The sequence below is a fragment of the Caulobacter sp. GW821-FHT10E02 genome, assembly GCF_059415225.1.
Map to the genome: position 1 here is coordinate 1848846 of NZ_JBWKMV010000001.1, position 17349 is coordinate 1866194.

The window sequence follows — 17349 nt, forward strand, 5'->3', positions numbered from 1 at the left end:
AGAGCGGCGGCATGGTCGCTGCAATGACCACAACTCCACCCCGCCAACGCCAAGCGGCGCGTGTAATCCTTCTCGACGAGACCGACCGGGTGCTGCTGATCCGCTTCGAGATCACGCGGCAAGGCGGCAACGTCGTGTTCTGGGCGACGCCCGGCGGCGGGCTGGAAGGCGACGAGGAGCCGCTTGCCGGCGCGCGACGCGAGCTGATGGAGGAGCTCGGACTGGAGCTTCCGCTCAGCGGCCCGATCCATGAAGCGACGGCCGTCTTCGAACACGAGGGCGCGCCGCTCGAGAATACCGACGTCTTCTTCCTCGCGCGGTGTCAGGCCTCCGCCCCGCGCCTCGACGGGATCGACGAGGCCGAACGTCAGGCGATGCGGGAAATCCGCTGGTGGAGCGCCGACGAGATCGCGGCCAGCACCGAGGCCATCTTCCCGGCCGGCTTGACCGAGGTGGTCAGAGCCGCCGCGCGGTGACGATCGGCACGACCGGGTCCAGCATCTGGCCTTCCATCACGGGATTGATCGCCTTGCCGGGCGTGGGCAGGTTCAGGATCTTGCGGACCACGTCCATGCCCTTGATCACCTGGCCGAAGGCGGCGAAGCCGAGATTGTCGCCCTCCGCCGCCGGATTGGCGTCCAGGTACGGGGCCTCGCCCGCGCAAATGAAGAAGTCGCTGTCGCCACTGCCCGGCTCGCGGCGCGCCAGGGACAGTGTGCCGTCGACGTGGCGCAGGCCGGTTTGGGTGGTCGGCTCGTGGGCGACGGGTTTCAGCACCTTCTTGGGATCGCTGGCCAATCCGCCTTCGATCAGGCCGTAGGTGGTCGACCCCGGCGCCTTGGCCGAGCGCCAGAAGCTGGACCCGTCATAGAGCTTGGCGTCGACATACTGCAGGAAGTTGGCCACCGTCAGCGGCGCCTGTTTGGCCTTCAGGGCGATGACGATCTGGCCCTGGCCAGTGTCCAGGCTGACCAGGATGTCGCCCGGTCCCGGCACGATCGGCGTCGGACCCAGATTCAGGATTTGGGCGTCGGCCAGGCCCGGCGCGGCGGCGAGACCTCCAAGGGCGGCGAGAACGTCACGGCGCTTCATTCGTGTTCCTCAGCCCACTATTGTCTAAACGAGGCGGCAGCGCCGCACCCACCAGTCCGGCCGTGTCGTCTGCAGACGTTCGACCAAGGTCTCGGCCTCGATGTCGCCGGCGCAGAGGGCGAAGCACGTCGCCCCAGAGCCGGACATCCGGACCAGCAGACTTTCAGGCTCCTCGCGCAGCACGTCCAGCACCTCGCCGATGCGCGGCTCCAGGGCCACGGCGGGCGCTTCCAGGTCGTTGCGGGTGGCGACGGACAGCCAGGCGGCGACTTCCTCGACGCTTTCCAGGTCTTCCGGCATGAACGGCCGCTCGGCCCCGTCCGGATGCACGGCCACGTCATAGGCGCGATAGACCGCCCCGGTCGGCGACGGCACGCCCGGATTGACCAGCACCGCATGCAGCTCGGGCAAGGCCGGCGCGGGAGAAAGCATCTCCCCTCGCCCTTCGGCCATCAGGGCCACGGCCCGCAGGCAGGCCGCGCCGTCCGCGCCCAGGCTGGCGGCCAGCGGCTCCAGGTCGTCATCGGGCAGGTCCGGCGCCAGGGCGTCACGCAGCAGTTTGAAGGCCGCGCCCGCGTCGCTGGAGCCGCCGCCCAGGCCCGCCGCGATCGGCAGGTGCTTTTCGAGGATCAGGCGATAAGGTGGAATCGGCCCGCCCAGCTTGGCATGGAAGGCCCGCGCGGCGCGGACCACCAGGTTGTCGCCATCGACCGGGATGTCGCCCCCGAACGGCCCCGAGGTCTCGAAGGCCGGCGCGTCGCTGGGCTGGATCATCACCTGGTCGCCGACGTCGGCGAACACCATCAGGCTGGCGATCGGATGATAGCCCTCCGCGTCCGGCCCGCCCACGTGCAGGAACAGATTGACCTTGGCCGGGGCGAAGGCGGAAAGCCGCATGATCTCGGACTCAGGCTGAAACGGACGAACGCCCGATAACTCAGTTGCTCGCTGTCGTCGACGACGTCGCCGCCGCGCCGTTCGCCGCCAGGCCGTTCTTCAGCTTGGCTTCGGAATCGGCCTTCTGCTTGTCGTCGGGCTCCAGGCTCAGGACGCGCTGCCACTGGAACTGGGCCTCGGTCTTGCGCCCAATCCGCCAGTAGGCGTCGCCCAGGTGGCCGTTGACGTCCGGATCGCCCGGCTCCATCTCGACGGCCGTTTCCAGTTTCTCGACGGCGTTCTTGTAGTCGCCCAGGCGGTAATAGGCCCAACCCAGGCTGTCGAGCATGGCGCCCGAGGTCGGTCGCGCGGCGACGGCCTTCTGGACCATGCCCATGGCCTCGGCCAGGTGCTCGTTGCGGTCGATCCAGCTGTAGCCGAGGAAGTTCAGCAGCTCCGGCTCGTTGGGATTGATCTTCAGGGCCTGCTGCAGGTCGCGCTCGGCCTCGGGCCAGCGCTTGGCCTGCTCCAGGGCCACGGCGCGCAGATACAGCACGCGCCAGTCGGGATTGCCGCTCTCGCGCTCGACCACCTTGTCCAGCACCGCCACCGACTCGTTCCACTGGCTGCCGGCCCGCAGCAGATCGGCCAGGGCCAGTTGGGCGTCACGGTCGTTGGGCGCGGCCGTGGCGGCGGCGCGGGCCACCTCCAGCGCCTTGGCCTTGTCGCCGATGTCGTTCCAGGCCCAGGCGATCTTGCTCTGCGCCGAGGCGTAGTGCGGCGAACCGGCGGGCACGTGGCCATAGGCCTCGATCGCGCCCTGCGGGTCCTCGCCCTGGTTCAGCAGATCGCCGACCAGCACCCAGGCCTCGTCGCGGCCCGGATCCAGGCGCAGGGCCAGGCGCAGATAGGCCAGGGCGAACTGGGCCTGGCGCTCGCCCGCGAAGGTGGCGGCGCAGGCCACCAGCCCCTCGGCCGCGCCCTGGCGGATCGTCGGCATCGGCGGCGGCGCGCCCTTGGCGGCGGCGCGGGCGCGGGCCCGCAGCAGGCCCGTATCGTTGGGCGCGCTGCGCAGGGCCGTGTCGTAGAGGGCCACGGCATCGTCGTGACGCTTGCGGCGCTCCAGGAACGCGCCGTAGTCGATGGTGAAGATGCTGGCCGTGGCGGCGTTGCCGGTCAGGGCCTTGTAGTCGGTCTCGGCCTCGTCATAGCGCTTGGCCCGCTCATAGAGGCGCGCCTGGCCCTGCTGGCCGAAATACTGCACCAGCTTGTCGGTGCGCAAGGTCGGCTGGACGATCGCGCCCTCGTTGTCGCCGGCCGCGGCGGCGGCCCAAGGGCCCAGCAGCGCGCCGGCCTGCTGGTGCGGGAAGCCCAGTGCATTGGTCTTCAGCAGCGCCTGGGCGTCCTTGCCCTTGTTGGTCGCCAGGGCCTCGACCACGCGGGTCAGCACGCCCATGCGCTGGACGGCCTCGGTGGCGTCCGGGCCGGTCGGAGCAGCGGCGGCGGCGCGGGTGATCTCGCCGGCCAGCAGCAGGGCCGAGAACGAGCGCTCGCCGATCACGCCGGGATCATCGCCCAGCACCGCGGCCGTGCCGAAATAGGTGGCCGCCTCCTTGGACTTGCCGTCGCGCAGGGCCGCCTGGCCCGCCAGGAACTGGCCGTACGAGCTGCGGGTGTCGAACAGCGGCGAGCCCGCCACGGGGCCTCGCAAAGTGACCGTGCTGGGCCCCTGGGCGCAGGCCGCCAGGACCGAAACCGAAACGCAGGCGAGGAGGACTTTGAAACGCGTCATCCCGCCACCCTCGGCGGTTTCGAGGTCGCTCGCAAGAAAAAGCCTCCCGGTCGAGGGCCGGGAGGCTGCTTCGCTTACATGTTCGGATAGTTCGGTCCGCCGCCGCCTTCGGGCGTGGTCCAGACGATGTTCTGCGACGGATCCTTGATGTCGCAGGTTTTGCAGTGGACGCAGTTCTGGGCGTTGATCTGGAAGCGCGGGTCCTGGCCCTGCTCGTTGTAGAGCACCTCGTAGACGCCGGCCGGGCAGTAGAGACGCGCCGGCTCGCCGTATTTGGGCAGGTTCACCGAGATCGGGATCGACGGGTCCTTCAGCTTCAGGTGCGCCGGCTGGTCTTCCTCGTGGTTGGTGGCCGACAGGAACACCGAGCTCAGCTTGTCGAAGCTGATCACGCCGTCGGGCTTGGGATAGACGATCGGCTTGTAGTCCTTGGCCAGACCCGTCGAGGCCGCGTCGGTCTTCTCGTGCTGCATGGTGCCGAAGAACGAGAAGCCGCCCAGCAGGTGCGTGCACCACATGTCGAACATGCTGACCGCGCCGCCCAGGGCGGTGCCGAACTTGCCCAGCATCGGCTTGGCGTTGCGGACGACCTTCAGCTCCTTGGCCACCCACGACTTGTCATAGGCGGTCTGGTAGCCGGTCAGCTCGTCGCTGGCGCGGCCGGCCTGCACGGCCTCATAGGCGGCCTCCGCGGCCAGCATGCCGGTCTTGACGGCGTTGTGGCTGCCCTTGATGCGCGGCACGTTGACGAAGCCGGCCGAGCAGCCGATCAGCACACCGCCCGGGAAGGTCAGCTTCGGCACCGACTGGTAGCCGCCCTCGGTGATGGCCCGCGCGCCGTAGGCGATGCGCTTGCCGCCTTCCAGATAGGGCTTCACGCCGGGGTGCTGCTTGAAACGCTGGAATTCGTCGAACGGCGAGATCCACGGGTTCTTGTAGTTCAGGTGCACGACGTAGCCGATGGCCACGTAGTTGTCCCCGAAGTGGTACATGAAGCTGCCGCCGCCGGTCTGGTTATCCAGCGGCCATCCGGTAGTGTGTTCGGCGAGACCCGGTTGGTGCTTCTCGGGCGGGACCTGCCACAGCTCCTTGATACCCAGGCCGAACTTCTGCGGCGACTTGCCGGCCGAGAGGTCGAACTTGTCGATCAGCTGCTTGGCCAGCGAGCCGCGCACGCCCTCGGCGATGAACACGTACTTGCCGTGCAGCTCCATGCCCGGCTGGAAGTCCGGCTTGTGGTGGCCGTCCTTGGCGATGCCGACGACGCCGACCACGACGCCCTTCACCGAACCGTCCTCGTTCCACACGAGGTCCGAAGCCGCGAAGCCCGGATAGATCTCGACGCCCAGCTCCTCGGCCTTGCCGGCCAGCCAGCGGGTCAGGTTGCCCAGCGAGGCGATGTAGCAGCCGTGGTTGTGCATGAACGGCGGCATGGCGAACATCGGCAGGGAAAGCTCGCCCTGCGGACCCAGCAGCTTGAAGCGGTCCTTGGTGACCGGCGTCTCCAGCGGGGCGCCCAGTTCCTTCCAGTTCGGGAACAGCTCGGCCAGGCCCTTGGGATCGATCACCGCGCCCGACAGGATGTGGGCGCCGACTTCCGAGCCCTTTTCCAGCAGAGCCACCGAAATCTCGGTCCCGGCCTTGGCGGCCAGTTGCTTCAGGCGGATCGCGGCGGAGAGCCCGGCGGGACCGCCGCCGACGATGACGACGTCGTACTCCATCGACTCGCGTTCGAGGTCTTCGCTCATAAGGTCTCCCGATCGGGCTCGGCCGCCCGTCTTATGACTGTTTGAATCAGAGCTTATCCAAACGTGACGTAGTGGCGGTCAAGCGCCTAGCGTCTCTTTTTTGCTGCATCGCAGCGTGGAGACTGGCGAAGTTCCGCGCTAAGACGGTCTCATGAGCCTCGCCGTCGATCAACGCGCCGTCGAAAGCCTGCTGGCCTTCTGGGCCGATGCGGGCGTCGATGCGTCGTACGCCGATGCGCCGATCGACCGCCTGGCCGAGGGCGCGGCGATGCTGCGAGCCAAGAGCCAGCCGCCGCCTCCGCCCGTCCCGATCGCCCGTCCGATGCTGGCGCGCGGTCCAGATGTCGGCTCGGCCGTCGCCATGGCCAAGGCCGCCGCGGCTGCCTGCAACGACCTGGAAAGCCTGGCCGCCGCCATCGCCGCCTTCGACGGCTGCCCGCTGAAGGCCCAAGGGGCCAAGCAGGCGGTGTTCTCGCGCGGCGCCCCTGACGCGCCGCTGATGATCATCGGCGAAGGCCCCGGGGCCGACGAGGACGCCCAGGGCCAGCCGTTCGTCGGCCGGGCCGGCAAGCTGCTGGACCGCATGCTGAAGGCCGCCGGCCTGGAAGGCCGCGTCTTCATCACCAACACCGTCTTCTGGCGCCCGCCCGGCAACCGCACGCCGACGCCCCAGGAGCAGGCGACCTGCGCGCCGTTCGTCGAGCGCGCCATCGCCCTGGTGCAGCCGAAGATGCTGCTGCTGGCCGGCGGGGCCTCGGCGAAAGCGATGCTGAAGCGCGAGGAAGGCATCCTTTCCATGCGCGGACGCTGGTTCGAATGGCTGTCCGACGACAAGTCGATCGAGCTGCCGGCCATGCCGACTCTGCACCCGGCGTTCCTGTTGCGCACCCCGGCTCAGAAGAAGAAGGCCTGGCAGGACCTTCTGACGCTGACCGAGCGGCTTGATCGCCCGGACCGTCCGCACTAGAATTTGCGGAATTGTGGGAATGGGGGACGCGCGCCTGCGGGGGAGCGCGGATCACTTTTGCAGCTTTGGGCTCGCCCTCTGGCCGTTTTGGCGGCCCTTTTCGTGTGCGCGACGTCGCCTATGGCGCACGCTGGCGCCCTCGATCCCCTGACTCCGGAAGACGTCCGCGCCTATCGCGCCGCCTTCGCCGCCACCGACCGGGGTGACTTCGACGCCGCCGCCGCGGCCTTCGCCAACGCCCATGACCACAGCCTGGCCGGCCGCCTGGCCTTCGCCAAGGTCATGCACCCGACCCGTTTCTCGGCCAGCTATGACGACCTGAACCGCTGGCTGCGCACCTATTCGGACGAGGCCGGCGCCGACCGCGTCTACGCCCTGGCCGTCAAGCGCAAGCCGGCCGGCAAGCGCGTCGCTCCCCTGCTCGCCCCCGAACTGTTCATCGGCGACGACAGCGCCCCGCCGCCCGCCGACAAGGGCCGCGCCGCCCGCGAAGCCTATTATTCCGGCGACGTGCAGAAGGCCCTGAGCTTGGCCGTGGCCGGCGGCGAGACCTGGATCGCGGGCCTGTCGGCCTATCGCCTGGGCGACACCCGCACGGCCCAGACCTATTTCGAGCAGGTCGCCCACGACGAGCACGAGGACGAGTGGCTGCGCGCCGCCGGCGCCTTCTGGGCCGCCCGCGTAGCCAGCCAGGCCGGCCACGAGCGCGACGCCCAGAGCCTGCTAGGTGAGGCCGCCCGCTCGCCCCACACCTTCTACGGCATGATCGCCGTGCGGCAGCTGGCCATGACCGGCGCGACCGCGCCGGAAGAGACCTACGACCCGATCGCCAGCCTGCTGACCCGCGCCAGCTACGCCGGGCCGGACACCGCTTCGCTGGACCGGCTGGTCGCGACCGACCCCCGCGCCCGCCGCGCCTCGGCCCTGGCCCAGGTCGGTCGCTGGCGCGAGGCGGGCATGGAGCTGCGCGCCGGCCTGTCGTTGGCCGACAGCCAGCAGCTGCGCGACGACTGGACCGCCCTGGCCCTGGCGATCAACGCCAACGCCCCGCTGAACGCCGGCCGCGCCGTGCGCCGGGTCGGCGGCGAGGACTATCCCCTGCCCCCGCTGGACCCGGTCGGCGGCTTCACCATCGACAAGGCCATGGTCTACGCCCTGGTGCGCCAGGAAAGCCGCTTCGACCCGATGGCCCTCTCGGCCGCCGGGGCCATGGGCCTGATGCAGGTGCGCCCGGCCTCGGCAGCCGACGTCGTGGGCGACGACAAGCTGCTGGCCGACAACAGCCCGCTGTTCGATCCGGCCTACAATCTGCGGGCCGGCCAGGACTATTTCACCTGGCTGATGGATCGCGGCGTCAAGAGCCCCGACCTGTTGCGCGCGGTGGCCGCCTATAACGGCGGGCCGGCGACCCTGAACCGCACGGCGGCCCAGCTGGGCGCGGATTGCGACACCCTGCTGCTGATCGAGAGCCTGCCCTACAAGGAAACGCGCAACTACGTCGAGAAGGTGATGGCCAGCTACTGGACCTATCGCCGGCTGATGGGCGCGGAGAACAAGACCCTGGACGCCGTGGCAAGCGGTGCGCGGACGGTGGACTTCCGTCTGGACCCGCAGGTGGCGGCGCCGACCAGCATCGACCAGCTGATGGTGCAGCTGACGTCGGCGCAGCCTTAACTACCCCTACCCCCGCTCATCCCCGCGAAAGCGGGGACCCATGCGGGCTTTCAGCTAGCTGAGCGGTCTCAAGTTTATTTCCCAGCTCAGCTTGGGTCCCCGCTTTCGCGGGGATGAGCGGACGGGGTGTGGGCTTAGTAATCCAGCCGTTTGGCCTTCAGCGCCTTGGCGATGGCCTTCTCGTCACCACCGCTCGCGGGCCAGTCCAGTCGCCGCACGAGCACGCCGTGTAGGCGCGGCGAGAGCTTGCTCAGCATACCGCCGGGGACCGTCAGCATGGCTGGAGCCCCCGCCCCGCCCGCCAGGTGCTTCTCGACCGGCTCACGCCAGCCTTCGCGCAGGGCCGGCGCCGATCGCAGGGTCAGGATCCAGTCGCCGCGCGCCGCCGCCGCGCCGGCCGCCAGGCGGTCACCGGAGGTGGTCACCAGCCGGGCGCCGCTGTCTTCAGCGAGCGCGTCCACGCCGGGTTCGCCGTCGGCGACCAGGATCACGTCCTTGACCAGCCCGTCCACGGCGGCGGGCACCAGCATGGCCATCTGGGCGGCCAGGCCGGTCAGGTCTTCGGAGGCGACGAGGACGACGGAGATCATGGCTTTGCTTGGCCAGCGCACCACCCAGGGTCAAGCCTTTCCCATCCTTGTCATCCCGGAAAGCGTGCAGCGCTTGTCCGGGACCCATGGGCCAAGCGCAGTGAGGCCGCCCTGGGGTCCCGGCTCTCCGCTTCGCTGCGGCCGGGATGACAAGCTGGGGTTACCCAAACAAATCCATCTGCACGCTCGGCTTCCTCGGCGCCACGAATTGGCTTGCGTCCAACGGCGTCCACGGCTGGTCCAGCCCGAACTTCTTGACCGCCAGGTGGAACCGCTGCCGCAGCACCTCGGCCACCGGGCCGTCGCCGAGCATGCGTTCGCCCCAGTTGGAGTTGTTCACCTCGCCCTTGCGGATCTGCCGCACCAGCGACAGCACCTTCTTCGCACGGTCCGGATGGTCGGTCTCCAGCCATTCCTGGAAGAGCTGGGCGATCTCGCGCGGCAGGCGCAGGGCGACATAGCCCGCGCCCCGCGCGCCGGCCTTGGACGCGGCCTCCAGCACCGTCTCGACCTCGTGGTCGTTGAGGCCCGGAATGGCCGGGGCGAACATCACCGTCACCGGGATCCCCGCCTCGGTCAGCCGCCGCACCGCCTCGATCCGCTTGCGGGGCGTGGCCGCGCGCGGCTCCATGCTGCGGGCCAGATGGCGGTCCATCGTCGTGATCGAGATCGCCACCCGCGTCAGCTTGCGCTCGGCCATCCGGCTCAGCACGTCGATATCGCGCAGGATCAGCGCCGACTTGGTGATGATCGTGAACGGGTGGCTGGCGCGGTCCAGCACCTCGATGATCTGCCGCGTCACCCGCAGCTGCTTCTCGTCGGGCTGGTAGGGATCGGTGTCGCCGCCGATATGGATCGGCGCCGCCTTGTACGAGGCCTTGGACAGTTCCTTCTCCAGTAGCTCACCCGCGTGCGGCTTGAAGAAGATCTTGGTCTCGAAATCCAGGCCCGGCGACAGGCCCAGATAGGCGTGGTTCGGCCGCGCGTAGCAGTAGATACAGCCGTGGCTGCAGCCTCGGTACGGGTTGATCGAGCGGTCGAAGCCGATGTCCGGGCTCTGGTTGCGGGCGATGATCGTCCGCGACTTCATCGGCTGAAGTTCGGTCTTCAGCTGGCCCGGCTCGTCCTCCTCGCCCCAGCCGTCGTCGAACGACTCACTGGTCCGGGACTCGAAGCGTCCGGTTCGATTGGATTTCGCGCCCCGCCCACGCGGTGCGGGCGCCAGTTTCGCTGCCTCGGCCATGGCGCGATCCTGCGCTGCCAATGCGAACATAACAAGAACAATTTCACTACACTCAAGCTGCGCTAATCCGTCGCAGCTCATTTCGGGTCCGCCTCAACTTTTGGAAAGCCCGCTGGGCGATGCTGGGCGCTCGGCGGCGCAAAGGTTTGCACGGCCAAGCTTGGAAGTTGGAATGTCCGAACACGACCGCCTCGCGGCCCTCGTTTCGTACCGGGTGCTGGATACCGCGCCCGAGCCCGTGTTCGACGACATCACCCGCCTTGCGGCCCAGCTGTTCGACACCCCGATGGCCACCGTCTCGCTGATCGACCGCGAGCGGCAGTGGTTCAAGGCCAAGCACGGCCTGGACGGCTGCCAGACGCCGCGCGACCAGGCCTTCTGCGACCATGCGATCCGCCTGCCCGCCTACGAGGTCATGGTGGTCGAGAACGCCACGCTGGATGCGCGCTTCGCCGACAATCCGCTGGTCACCGGCGACCCGAACGTCCGCTTCTACGCTGGCGCGGTGCTGACCACCGACGAGGGCTACAATCTCGGCACGCTGTGCGTGATCGACGACAAGCCGCGCCCGGCGATCACCGACGCCCAGAAGGCGCAGCTGAAGGTGCTGGCCAGCGCCGTCGTCGCCCAGCTGGAAAAGACCCGCGCCGAGCGCCGCCTGCAGGAGGAAAGCCGCCTGCTGCAGATGACCGAGGTCATCTCCGGCGTCGGCCACTGGCGCGCCGACCTGCGGACCGGGACCATCCAATGGTCGCAGGAGGTCTACAAGATCTACGGCCTGGCGCCCGACGCCTTCACGCCGACGGCCGACAACTGGCTGGACCTCTATCCGGCCGAGGATCGCGACGGCGCCCGCCAGGCCTTCGCCCGCGCCATGAAGGGCGGCGGCCTGGTCGAGCACCAGATCCGCCTGCTGCGCGCCGACGGCCAAGTCCGCCACGGCCTTTCCCGCGCCACCTGCGAGTATGATGACGCCGGCAAGGTGGTGGCCATCTTCGGCGTGCTGGAGGACGTCACCACCCGCAACGCCGCCTTCGAGGCCGTGCGCCGCAGTGAGGAGCAGCTGCGCGCGAGCGAGGCCCGCGCCCGCAAGGTCGTCGCCAACGCCTACCAGGCCATCGTCACCATCGACGAGACCGGCCATGTCACCGACTGGAACCGCTTCGCCGAGCAGACCTTCGGCTGGACGGCCGAGGAGACGGTCGGCAAGCGCCTCAGCGACTTCATCATCCCCGAGGAGCACCGCAACGCCCACAACAAGGGCCTGGCCCGCTTCCTGCGCACCGGCCAGAGCGCGGTCATCGACCAGCGCATCGAGGTGCCGGCCCAGCGCAAGTCGGGCGAGGTGTTCCCGATCGAGCTGGCGATCAGCGGCGCGGCCGGGCCGGACGGCTGGAGCTTCACGGCCCTGATGCACGACATCTCGGCGCGCAAGGCGCAGCTGGAGATCTTCGAGACCGCCTTCGACTACGCCTCGGTCGGCATGGCCCTGGTGACGCTGGAAGGCGGCTTCCACAAGATCAACGACGCCTTCTGCGGCATCGTCGGCTACACGCCCGAGGAACTGCTGGCGACCGACTTCCAGACCATCACCCACCCCGACGACCTGGAGAAGGACCTGGCGCTGCTGCAGCAGCTGATAGCGGGCGAGATCCCCAGCTACGGCATGGACAAGCGCTACCTGCACAAGGACGGCCGGCTGGTCTGGGTGCATCTGTCGGTATCGCTGGTGCGCGCGCCCGACGGCGCGCCCCGGCACTTCATCGCCCAGGTCCAGGACCAGACCGCTCGCGTCGAGGCCCAGGACGCCCTGGAGCGCCAGACCCTGAGCCTGGCCGCCATGGCCGAGCAGCTGGCCGCGGCCAAGGACGTCGCCGAGGACGCCGCCCGCGCCAAGAGCGAGTTCCTGGCCACCATGAGCCACGAGCTGCGCACGCCTCTGAACAGCGTCATCGGCTTCTCGCGCCTGCTGACCGACAGCACCGACCTGACGCCGAGCGACCGCCGCCACGCCGAGCGGGTGCGCTCGGCCGGCGAAGGCCTGAACGTGCTGATCAACGACATCCTCGACTATTCCAAGCTGGACGCCGGCGCGGTCAGCCTGGAGAGCAAACCGTTCAGCCTGGACGACCTGGTGGCCGACACCCTGGCCATGGTCGAGCCCCAGGCCGCCCAGCACGGCGTGGCCCTGCGCCGCTCGGGCCGCACCGCCGGCTGGGTCGAGGGCGACGCCTTTCGCCTGCGCCAGGTGCTGCTGAACCTGCTGTCCAACGCCGTGAAGTTCACCAAGGACGCCGCCGTCACCGTCGACGTCGCCTCGCTGGATTCGCCCATCGGCCGCCGCCGCGTGCGGGTGTCGGTGATCGACGAAGGGGTCGGCATCGCGCCCGACGCCCTGGGGCGCCTGTTCCATCGCTTCGCCCAGGCCGACGACAGCATCAGCCGCAAGTTCGGCGGCACGGGCCTGGGCCTGGCCATCTCGCGCGAGCTGGTCGAGCTGATGGGCGGCATGATCGGCGTCGAGAGCGTGCTGGGCCAGGGCTCGACCTTCTGGTTCGAGATCGACCTGGCGATCGCCGCCCCGGTCGCCACGGTCGGCGGCTCCAAGACCCTGCGCCGCTTCGAGGGCCGCGTGCTGCTGGTCGACGACACCGAGCTGAACCGCGAGCTGTTCAAGGCCCTGCTGAGCCGGCGCGGCTGCGTCGTCGAGCTGGCGACCAACGGCGTCGAGGCGATCGAGGCCCTGGAGCGCGCCAGCTACGACCTCGTCCTGATGGACGTGCACATGCCGGTGATGGACGGCCGCGCCGCCACCCGCGAGATCCGCCGCCGGGGCCTGACGCAGGCCCCGATCATCGCCCTGACCGCCGGCGGCTCGCCCGACCAGATCGCCGCGTGCAAGGCCGCCGGCATGGTCGGTCACCTGCTGAAGCCGCTGTCCGAGCACGACCTGGAAGCGGCCCTGATCGAATATCTGGGCGGCCAGGCCCAGGCCGCCGCCCCGCCCATGGCCACCGACGAGTTGAAGGACGAACGCGAGGCGCGCGACGCCCTTGAAGCCCTGATGGGCTCGGAAGCCAGCCTGAAGATGGCCCGCCTGCTGCGCACCCAGCTGGCCGGCGCTCTCAAGGAAGAGCGCGGCCCGCGCGTGGCCGACGAGGCCCACACCATGGCCGGTTCAGCCGGCCTGCTGGGCTTCAACCGCCTGTCGGCCGCCGCCCGCGTGCTGGAGGACTGCTGCCGGGCCGGCGAGGACAGCAAGGCCGCCTTCGCCGCCGCCCGCGCCCAGTGCGACGCCGCCGAGCGCGTGCTGGCCGCCTGGATCGCGCGGCTAGCGCAGCAGGTCGAACGCGAGGCGGCCGCCTGATGCCCAACCGCATTCTCATCGTCGACGACGACCCCACCGTCCGCCAGTTCGTCGACCTGATCCTGACCCAGCACGGCTACAACATCTCGTCGGCCGCCACGCCGGACACGGCCATGCAGATCCTGGGGCGCGAGAACTTCGGCCTGGTGCTGCTGGACATCCGCATGCCCGGCATGAGCGGCCTGGACATCCTGCGGCTGATGCGCGCGCGGCAGAACCGGCCGAAGATCCTGATGATGACCGCTCAGCGCGATCCGGGCACGATCATGCAGGCCATCGAGCAAGGCGCGGACGGCTATCTGATCAAGCCGTTCAAGCCGCTGGACCTGCTGAAACGCGTGGACGCCATCATGCGGCCCTCGCCCGCCAAGCCTACTAGCCCGGCGCCGAGCCAGCCCGACGACGCCTTTATCCTCGACTAGACGCCACACGCTCCGCGATCTTTACGCCCACCATGCGACGCTAGGTCGCTGGCGGGTCTAGTGACGTGATAACCTGATGCGCGCAGCATGGCCCCATGACCGCGCTTGCTTGCATCAAGATCATGGTCGGCGACACGCTGATGTTCGCGGACCTGGACACCATGGCCGGCCTCGTTGCCAAGGTCGCGGGAGCCTATCTCGAGACCAAGTGGCTATGGCCGCGCCGCCATGGCCTGGTCGCGCCGTTCTCGTTCGTGCTGGCCGATCCGCGCGCCACACTGCTGGACGCCCGCGAGCTGCAATCGCTGGCCCGCGACCTCCAGACCAAGCTGTTCGGCCAGACCAGCGAGGGCGAGGTCTCGCTGCTGATGCTGGAGGGCGACAAGGCCGAGGTCATGCGCTTCGCCGGCATGCCGCCGCAGCAGCTGAAGGCGATGCTGGACGCCGACGACTTCGGCGATGCGATCGGCCGGGTCTGCCGGATCACCCAGGACGGCGTCGCCGCCCTGGCCCCGCCCGGGGCCTCGGTGGCGGGCGAGCCGCCGCTGGACGCCCTGCAGGACATCCAGCCCGAGACCGTATCGTCGCGGATCGCCTATCGCGGCGTGTTCCATGCGCCCCGGGAGCTGTTCGTCGGCAACATCGCGCTGTGGCGCGACGACGCCAGGCCGAGGGTCTTCGACTTCGACATGCCCGCGCCCGCCGCCCATGGACGCGAGGCCGACCACGACATCCCGATCCTGGAGAGCGCCCGCGACATCCTGGGCCGCCAGGAGTCCGGCGTGCTGTTCTTCCCGATCTGCTTTTCGACCCTGATCAAGCCGACCGCCCGCGACGGGCTGCTGCCGCATCTGAAGGCCCTGCCCCGCGCCGCCCGGTCGCGACTGGCGGCGGCGATCTACGACACGCCGCGCGCGCCGTCCTATTCGGCGATGCAGATGATCCAGACGCACCTGTCGCCCTATTTCTCGCGCCTGGACCTGCGCGTCGCCGACCCGGCCTTCCGCGTCGAGGACCTGCCGGCCGACATGGTCAACTCCGTCACCCTGATCCTGCCGGAAGGCAGCGAGAGCGTGCGCCTGTCGGCCGCGACCCGCTTCCTGCGCGACGAGCCCCTCTACGCCCGAAAACGGATCTGGCAGGGCGTCACCGAACTGCGCACCCGCCGCGAACTGAACGCCTGCATCGAGCACCGCGCGCCGTTCCTGAGCGGGCCGGCGATCACCGACCTGCTGGAGGCGCCGACCCCGACCACGGCATGCTCGTCCCTGCACCTGCCGCTGCACGACTGGTCGCAGATCGACACCGGCGAGATCCAGGTCGCCTAGACAAGCTTATGGTCAAGCTTGCTTTTCGGCCTCGGCCTTCATGTTGGCCAGACCCGTCTCGAAGTCCTTGCCGACCACCGTGTCCATGTCGAAGAACAGGCCCATGACCTTGGCCATGAACGGGCTCGCGCCCTCCATCGACCAGGTCACCAGGGTGGCGTCGCCCTCGGGCTGGAAGTCGAACCGGCCAACATTGTCGGCCTTGAACGGCTTGACGAAGTGCAGGTCGAACACGACCTCGCGACCGGGCGTGACCTGGGTGATTTCCATATTGCCCGTACCGACCTTGTTGTTGCCGACCCAGGCATAGGTCGCGCCGACGCCCTTGGCCGGACCGCCATAGGTGCGGGTCATGTCGGGATCGATCTTCTCCCAGGGCGACCACAGGCCCCACTGGTGGAAGTCCTCGACCAGGGCCGACAGCTTTTCCGGCCGCGCCTTGATGGTGGCGGTGCGCTTGACCACGAACTTGTCCGGCTTGGTCGCGGCCAGGCCCAGCAGGGCGATCACCGCGATGGCGAGCAGCCCCAGGACGATCTTCAGAACCAGCATATGCCCCTCTCCCTCTTACCCCGCCTCGGCCGCGACGCGGTCCAGGTATTGGCGGATATTGGCGGCCTCGGCCGCGGTGTTGGCCAGCGAAATCGCGCGGTCGAAAGCCTCCCGCGCCTCGGCCTTACGCCCGGCCTGCAACAGGAAGGCGCCGCGCGCGCCGTGATAGTGGAAATAGCCGTCCAGGCGTGCGCCCAGCGGCTCGATCATCGCCAGCGCCGCTTCGGGCCCGCGCACCTTGGCCGTCGCCACCGCGCGGTTCAGGGTGATCACCGGCGAAGGCTGCATGATCTCCAACGTGGCGTAGAGCGCGTCGATGCCGGCCCAGTCGGTGTCGTCGGGCCTTTCCGCACGAGCATGCAGGGCGGCGATGGCGGCCTGGACCTGGTACGGCCCTGGATCGCGCTTCAGCATCGCCTTGTCGATCAAGGCCAGCCCCTCCCCGATCATCTTGCGATTCCAGAGGCTTCGATCCTGATCTTCCAGCAGGATCGCCGCGCCGTCGGCGGCGAAGCGTGCGTCCGAGCGGGCGTGCTGGAGCAGCAGCAGCGCCGTCAGCCCCATCATCTCCGGCTCGGCCGGGAACAGGCGCAGCAGCAGGCGCGCCAGGCGGATGGCCTCGTCGCACAGCCCGCCCTTGGCCTCGATCGCCTGGCCGCTGGCCGAATAGCCCTCGTTGAAGACGAGGTAGAGCATCGCCGCCACGGCCGCGAAGCGCTCGGCGCGCTCGACGGGTCCCGGAGCCTCGAACGGCGCGTCGCCGGCCCCGATGCGGGCCTTGGCGCGGGTGATCCGTTGCTCCATCGCCGCCTCGGTGACGACGAAGGCGCGGGCGATCTCCTTCACGGAAAGGCCCGAAACGATGCGCAGGGCGAGAGCGATCTGCTGGGTGGCCGGCAGGTCCGGATGGCAGCAGATGAACAGCAGCCGCAGCACGTCGTCGCGGTAGTGCGAGCCGTCCAGCCGTTCGGCCGCCTCGGCTTCGGCGTCCTCCAGGTCGGAGAGCAATTCCTCTGGCGGCAGAGCCACTTGGCGGCTGGTCTTGCGGACGGCGTCGATGGCGGCGTTACGGCCGACCATGATCAGCCAGGCGGTCGGATCGCGGGGCGGACCGTTCTTGGGCCAGGCCTTCAGGGCGCGCAGGCAGGCGTCCTGGAAGGCCTCCTCGGCCGCGTCCATGTCCCGAAAGTAGCGCAGCAGCGCCGCCATGGCCTGGGGCCGCGCGGCGCCGATCGCCCCCTCGATCCAACCGAGGTCGGTCACGTCTTGGCAAACTCCGGGTTCGGGGCCGGGTTGAACAGCGCGATCGGGCGGATCTCGTACGAGCCGCCGGGATTGGCCTTGCCCAGGTCCTTGGCGATGTCGAGCGCGCCATCCAGGCTGTCGCAGTCGACGACATAGAAGCCCAGCAGTTGCTCCTTGGTCTCGGCGAACGGGCCGTCCAGCACCAGCGGCGGCTCGCGGTCCTTGCGCAGGGTGGTGGCGGCCGTGGTCGGCATCAGGCGGGCGACTGGGCCGAGGCGCCCCTCGCGCGCCAGCTTCTCCTGGACCGCGCCCAGCTTCGCCATGACCTCGTCGTCATGCTCCTTGGACCAGCCGCAGGTCACGTCTTCCTGGTTGTAGCAGAGTATGGCGTAGAGCATGGCGGTCCTCGCGTGATGTCCCTAGGACGGCGGACTATGCCGACTTCCGACAATC

15 protein-coding genes are annotated in these 17349 nt (G+C 69.3%); 6 read left to right on the forward strand and 9 right to left on the reverse strand.

Features of this window, described 5'->3' with window-relative positions; translation table 11 throughout:
* The first annotated feature begins 11 nt into the window (after nt 1-11).
* Nucleotides 12-476 (forward strand): NUDIX domain-containing protein, encoded by a 465-nt coding sequence (locus AC07NI_RS08195; RefSeq protein ID WP_494617712.1) that lies wholly within the window; start codon nt 12-14, stop codon nt 474-476.
* On the opposite strand, the gene AC07NI_RS08200 is transcribed toward AC07NI_RS08195, so the two are convergent.
* The 4 genes from AC07NI_RS08200 to AC07NI_RS08215 form a co-directional block, all read right to left on the reverse strand.
* A complete protein-coding gene (locus AC07NI_RS08200) occupies nt 457-1092 on the reverse strand; it encodes a peptidylprolyl isomerase (RefSeq protein WP_494617713.1) in 636 nt (211 codons plus the stop codon). The genes AC07NI_RS08195 and AC07NI_RS08200 overlap by 20 nt on opposite strands.
* A 24-nt stretch (nt 1093-1116) precedes the next feature.
* Nucleotides 1117-1989, reverse strand: a complete 873-nt coding sequence (locus AC07NI_RS08205) for a 4-(cytidine 5'-diphospho)-2-C-methyl-D-erythritol kinase (protein ID WP_494617714.1) — start codon at nt 1987-1989, stop codon at nt 1117-1119.
* 40 nt (nt 1990-2029) lie between these two features.
* Nucleotides 2030-3760 (reverse strand): tetratricopeptide repeat protein, encoded by a 1731-nt coding sequence (locus AC07NI_RS08210; protein ID WP_494617715.1) that lies wholly within the window; start codon nt 3758-3760, stop codon nt 2030-2032.
* Between the two features lie 74 nt (nt 3761-3834).
* Entirely contained in the window at nt 3835-5508 is a 1674-nt protein-coding gene (locus AC07NI_RS08215) for an electron transfer flavoprotein-ubiquinone oxidoreductase (protein ID WP_494617716.1), read from the reverse strand.
* Between the two features lie 151 nt (nt 5509-5659).
* Here AC07NI_RS08215 and AC07NI_RS08220 point away from each other — a divergent pair, with 151 nt between their 5' ends.
* The gene (locus AC07NI_RS08220; RefSeq protein ID WP_494617717.1) at nt 5660-6475 is read left to right on the forward strand and encodes a uracil-DNA glycosylase; all 816 of its coding nucleotides are present in this window, start codon (nt 5660-5662) and stop codon (nt 6473-6475) included.
* A 120-nt stretch (nt 6476-6595) separates the two neighbouring features.
* Complete coding sequence (locus AC07NI_RS08225) at nt 6596-8149, forward strand: lytic transglycosylase domain-containing protein (RefSeq protein ID WP_494617718.1); 1554 nt, start codon at nt 6596-6598, stop codon at nt 8147-8149.
* A gap of 134 nt (nt 8150-8283) precedes the next feature.
* Here AC07NI_RS08225 and AC07NI_RS08230 read toward each other — a convergent pair whose 3' ends face one another.
* Nucleotides 8284-8739: a cell wall biosynthesis glycosyltransferase gene (locus AC07NI_RS08230; protein WP_494617719.1), complete on the reverse strand. Its 456-nt coding sequence runs from the start codon at nt 8737-8739 to the stop codon at nt 8284-8286.
* A 160-nt stretch (nt 8740-8899) separates the two neighbouring features.
* Nucleotides 8900-9982 (reverse strand): PA0069 family radical SAM protein, encoded by a 1083-nt coding sequence (locus AC07NI_RS08235; RefSeq protein ID WP_494617720.1) that lies wholly within the window; start codon nt 9980-9982, stop codon nt 8900-8902.
* A 172-nt stretch (nt 9983-10154) separates the two neighbouring features.
* Between AC07NI_RS08235 and AC07NI_RS08240 the strand changes: the two genes are divergently transcribed.
* From AC07NI_RS08240 to AC07NI_RS08250, 3 genes are all read left to right on the forward strand, one after another.
* Complete coding sequence (locus AC07NI_RS08240; RefSeq protein ID WP_494617721.1) at nt 10155-13349, forward strand: PAS domain S-box protein; 3195 nt, start codon at nt 10155-10157, stop codon at nt 13347-13349.
* A complete protein-coding gene (locus AC07NI_RS08245) occupies nt 13349-13771 on the forward strand; it encodes a response regulator (protein ID WP_494617722.1) in 423 nt (140 codons plus the stop codon). The genes AC07NI_RS08240 and AC07NI_RS08245 overlap by 1 nt, the downstream gene beginning before the upstream one ends.
* 95 nt (nt 13772-13866) lie before the next feature.
* On the forward strand, nt 13867-15099 hold the full coding sequence (locus AC07NI_RS08250; RefSeq protein ID WP_494617723.1) for a hypothetical protein: 1233 nt from the start codon (nt 13867-13869) through the stop codon (nt 15097-15099).
* A 12-nt stretch (nt 15100-15111) separates the two neighbouring features.
* Here AC07NI_RS08250 and AC07NI_RS08255 read toward each other — a convergent pair whose 3' ends face one another.
* Genes AC07NI_RS08255 through AC07NI_RS08265 form a run of 3 tightly spaced genes read right to left on the reverse strand, consistent with a single transcriptional unit; the run spans nt 15112 to nt 17294 of the window.
* Nucleotides 15112-15651, reverse strand: coding sequence for an SRPBCC family protein (locus AC07NI_RS08255; protein ID WP_494617724.1), 540 nt, complete (start codon nt 15649-15651; stop codon nt 15112-15114).
* Between the two features lie 15 nt (nt 15652-15666).
* Nucleotides 15667-16914: an RNA polymerase sigma factor gene (locus AC07NI_RS08260; protein ID WP_494617725.1), complete on the reverse strand. Its 1248-nt coding sequence runs from the start codon at nt 16912-16914 to the stop codon at nt 15667-15669.
* Nucleotides 16911-17294 (reverse strand): YciI family protein, encoded by a 384-nt coding sequence (locus AC07NI_RS08265; RefSeq protein WP_494617726.1) that lies wholly within the window; start codon nt 17292-17294, stop codon nt 16911-16913. Before AC07NI_RS08265 ends, AC07NI_RS08260 begins: the two co-directional genes overlap by 4 nt.
* Nucleotides 17295-17349: the final 55 nt, after the last annotated feature.

Excerpts from the sequence above, each read along its gene's own strand:
- AC07NI_RS08195 (WP_494617712.1), top strand. The coding sequence starts at position 12 with ATGGTCGCTGCAATGACCACAACTCCACCCCGCCAACGCCAAGCGGCG.
- AC07NI_RS08200 (WP_494617713.1), bottom strand. The coding sequence starts at position 1,092 with ATGAAGCGCCGTGACGTTCTCGCCGCCCTTGGAGGTCTCGCCGCCGCG.
- AC07NI_RS08205 (WP_494617714.1), bottom strand. The coding sequence starts at position 1,989 with ATGCGGCTTTCCGCCTTCGCCCCGGCCAAGGTCAATCTGTTCCTGCAC.
- AC07NI_RS08210 (WP_494617715.1), bottom strand. The coding sequence starts at position 3,760 with ATGACGCGTTTCAAAGTCCTCCTCGCCTGCGTTTCGGTTTCGGTCCTG.
- AC07NI_RS08215 (WP_494617716.1), bottom strand. The coding sequence starts at position 5,508 with ATGAGCGAAGACCTCGAACGCGAGTCGATGGAGTACGACGTCGTCATC.
- AC07NI_RS08220 (WP_494617717.1), top strand. The coding sequence starts at position 5,660 with ATGAGCCTCGCCGTCGATCAACGCGCCGTCGAAAGCCTGCTGGCCTTC.
- AC07NI_RS08225 (WP_494617718.1), top strand. The coding sequence starts at position 6,596 with ATGGCGCACGCTGGCGCCCTCGATCCCCTGACTCCGGAAGACGTCCGC.
- AC07NI_RS08230 (WP_494617719.1), bottom strand. The coding sequence starts at position 8,739 with ATGATCTCCGTCGTCCTCGTCGCCTCCGAAGACCTGACCGGCCTGGCC.
- AC07NI_RS08235 (WP_494617720.1), bottom strand. The coding sequence starts at position 9,982 with ATGGCCGAGGCAGCGAAACTGGCGCCCGCACCGCGTGGGCGGGGCGCG.
- AC07NI_RS08240 (WP_494617721.1), top strand. The coding sequence starts at position 10,155 with ATGTCCGAACACGACCGCCTCGCGGCCCTCGTTTCGTACCGGGTGCTG.
- AC07NI_RS08245 (WP_494617722.1), top strand. The coding sequence starts at position 13,349 with ATGCCCAACCGCATTCTCATCGTCGACGACGACCCCACCGTCCGCCAG.
- AC07NI_RS08250 (WP_494617723.1), top strand. The coding sequence starts at position 13,867 with ATGACCGCGCTTGCTTGCATCAAGATCATGGTCGGCGACACGCTGATG.
- AC07NI_RS08255 (WP_494617724.1), bottom strand. The coding sequence starts at position 15,651 with ATGCTGGTTCTGAAGATCGTCCTGGGGCTGCTCGCCATCGCGGTGATC.
- AC07NI_RS08265 (WP_494617726.1), bottom strand. The coding sequence starts at position 17,294 with ATGCTCTACGCCATACTCTGCTACAACCAGGAAGACGTGACCTGCGGC.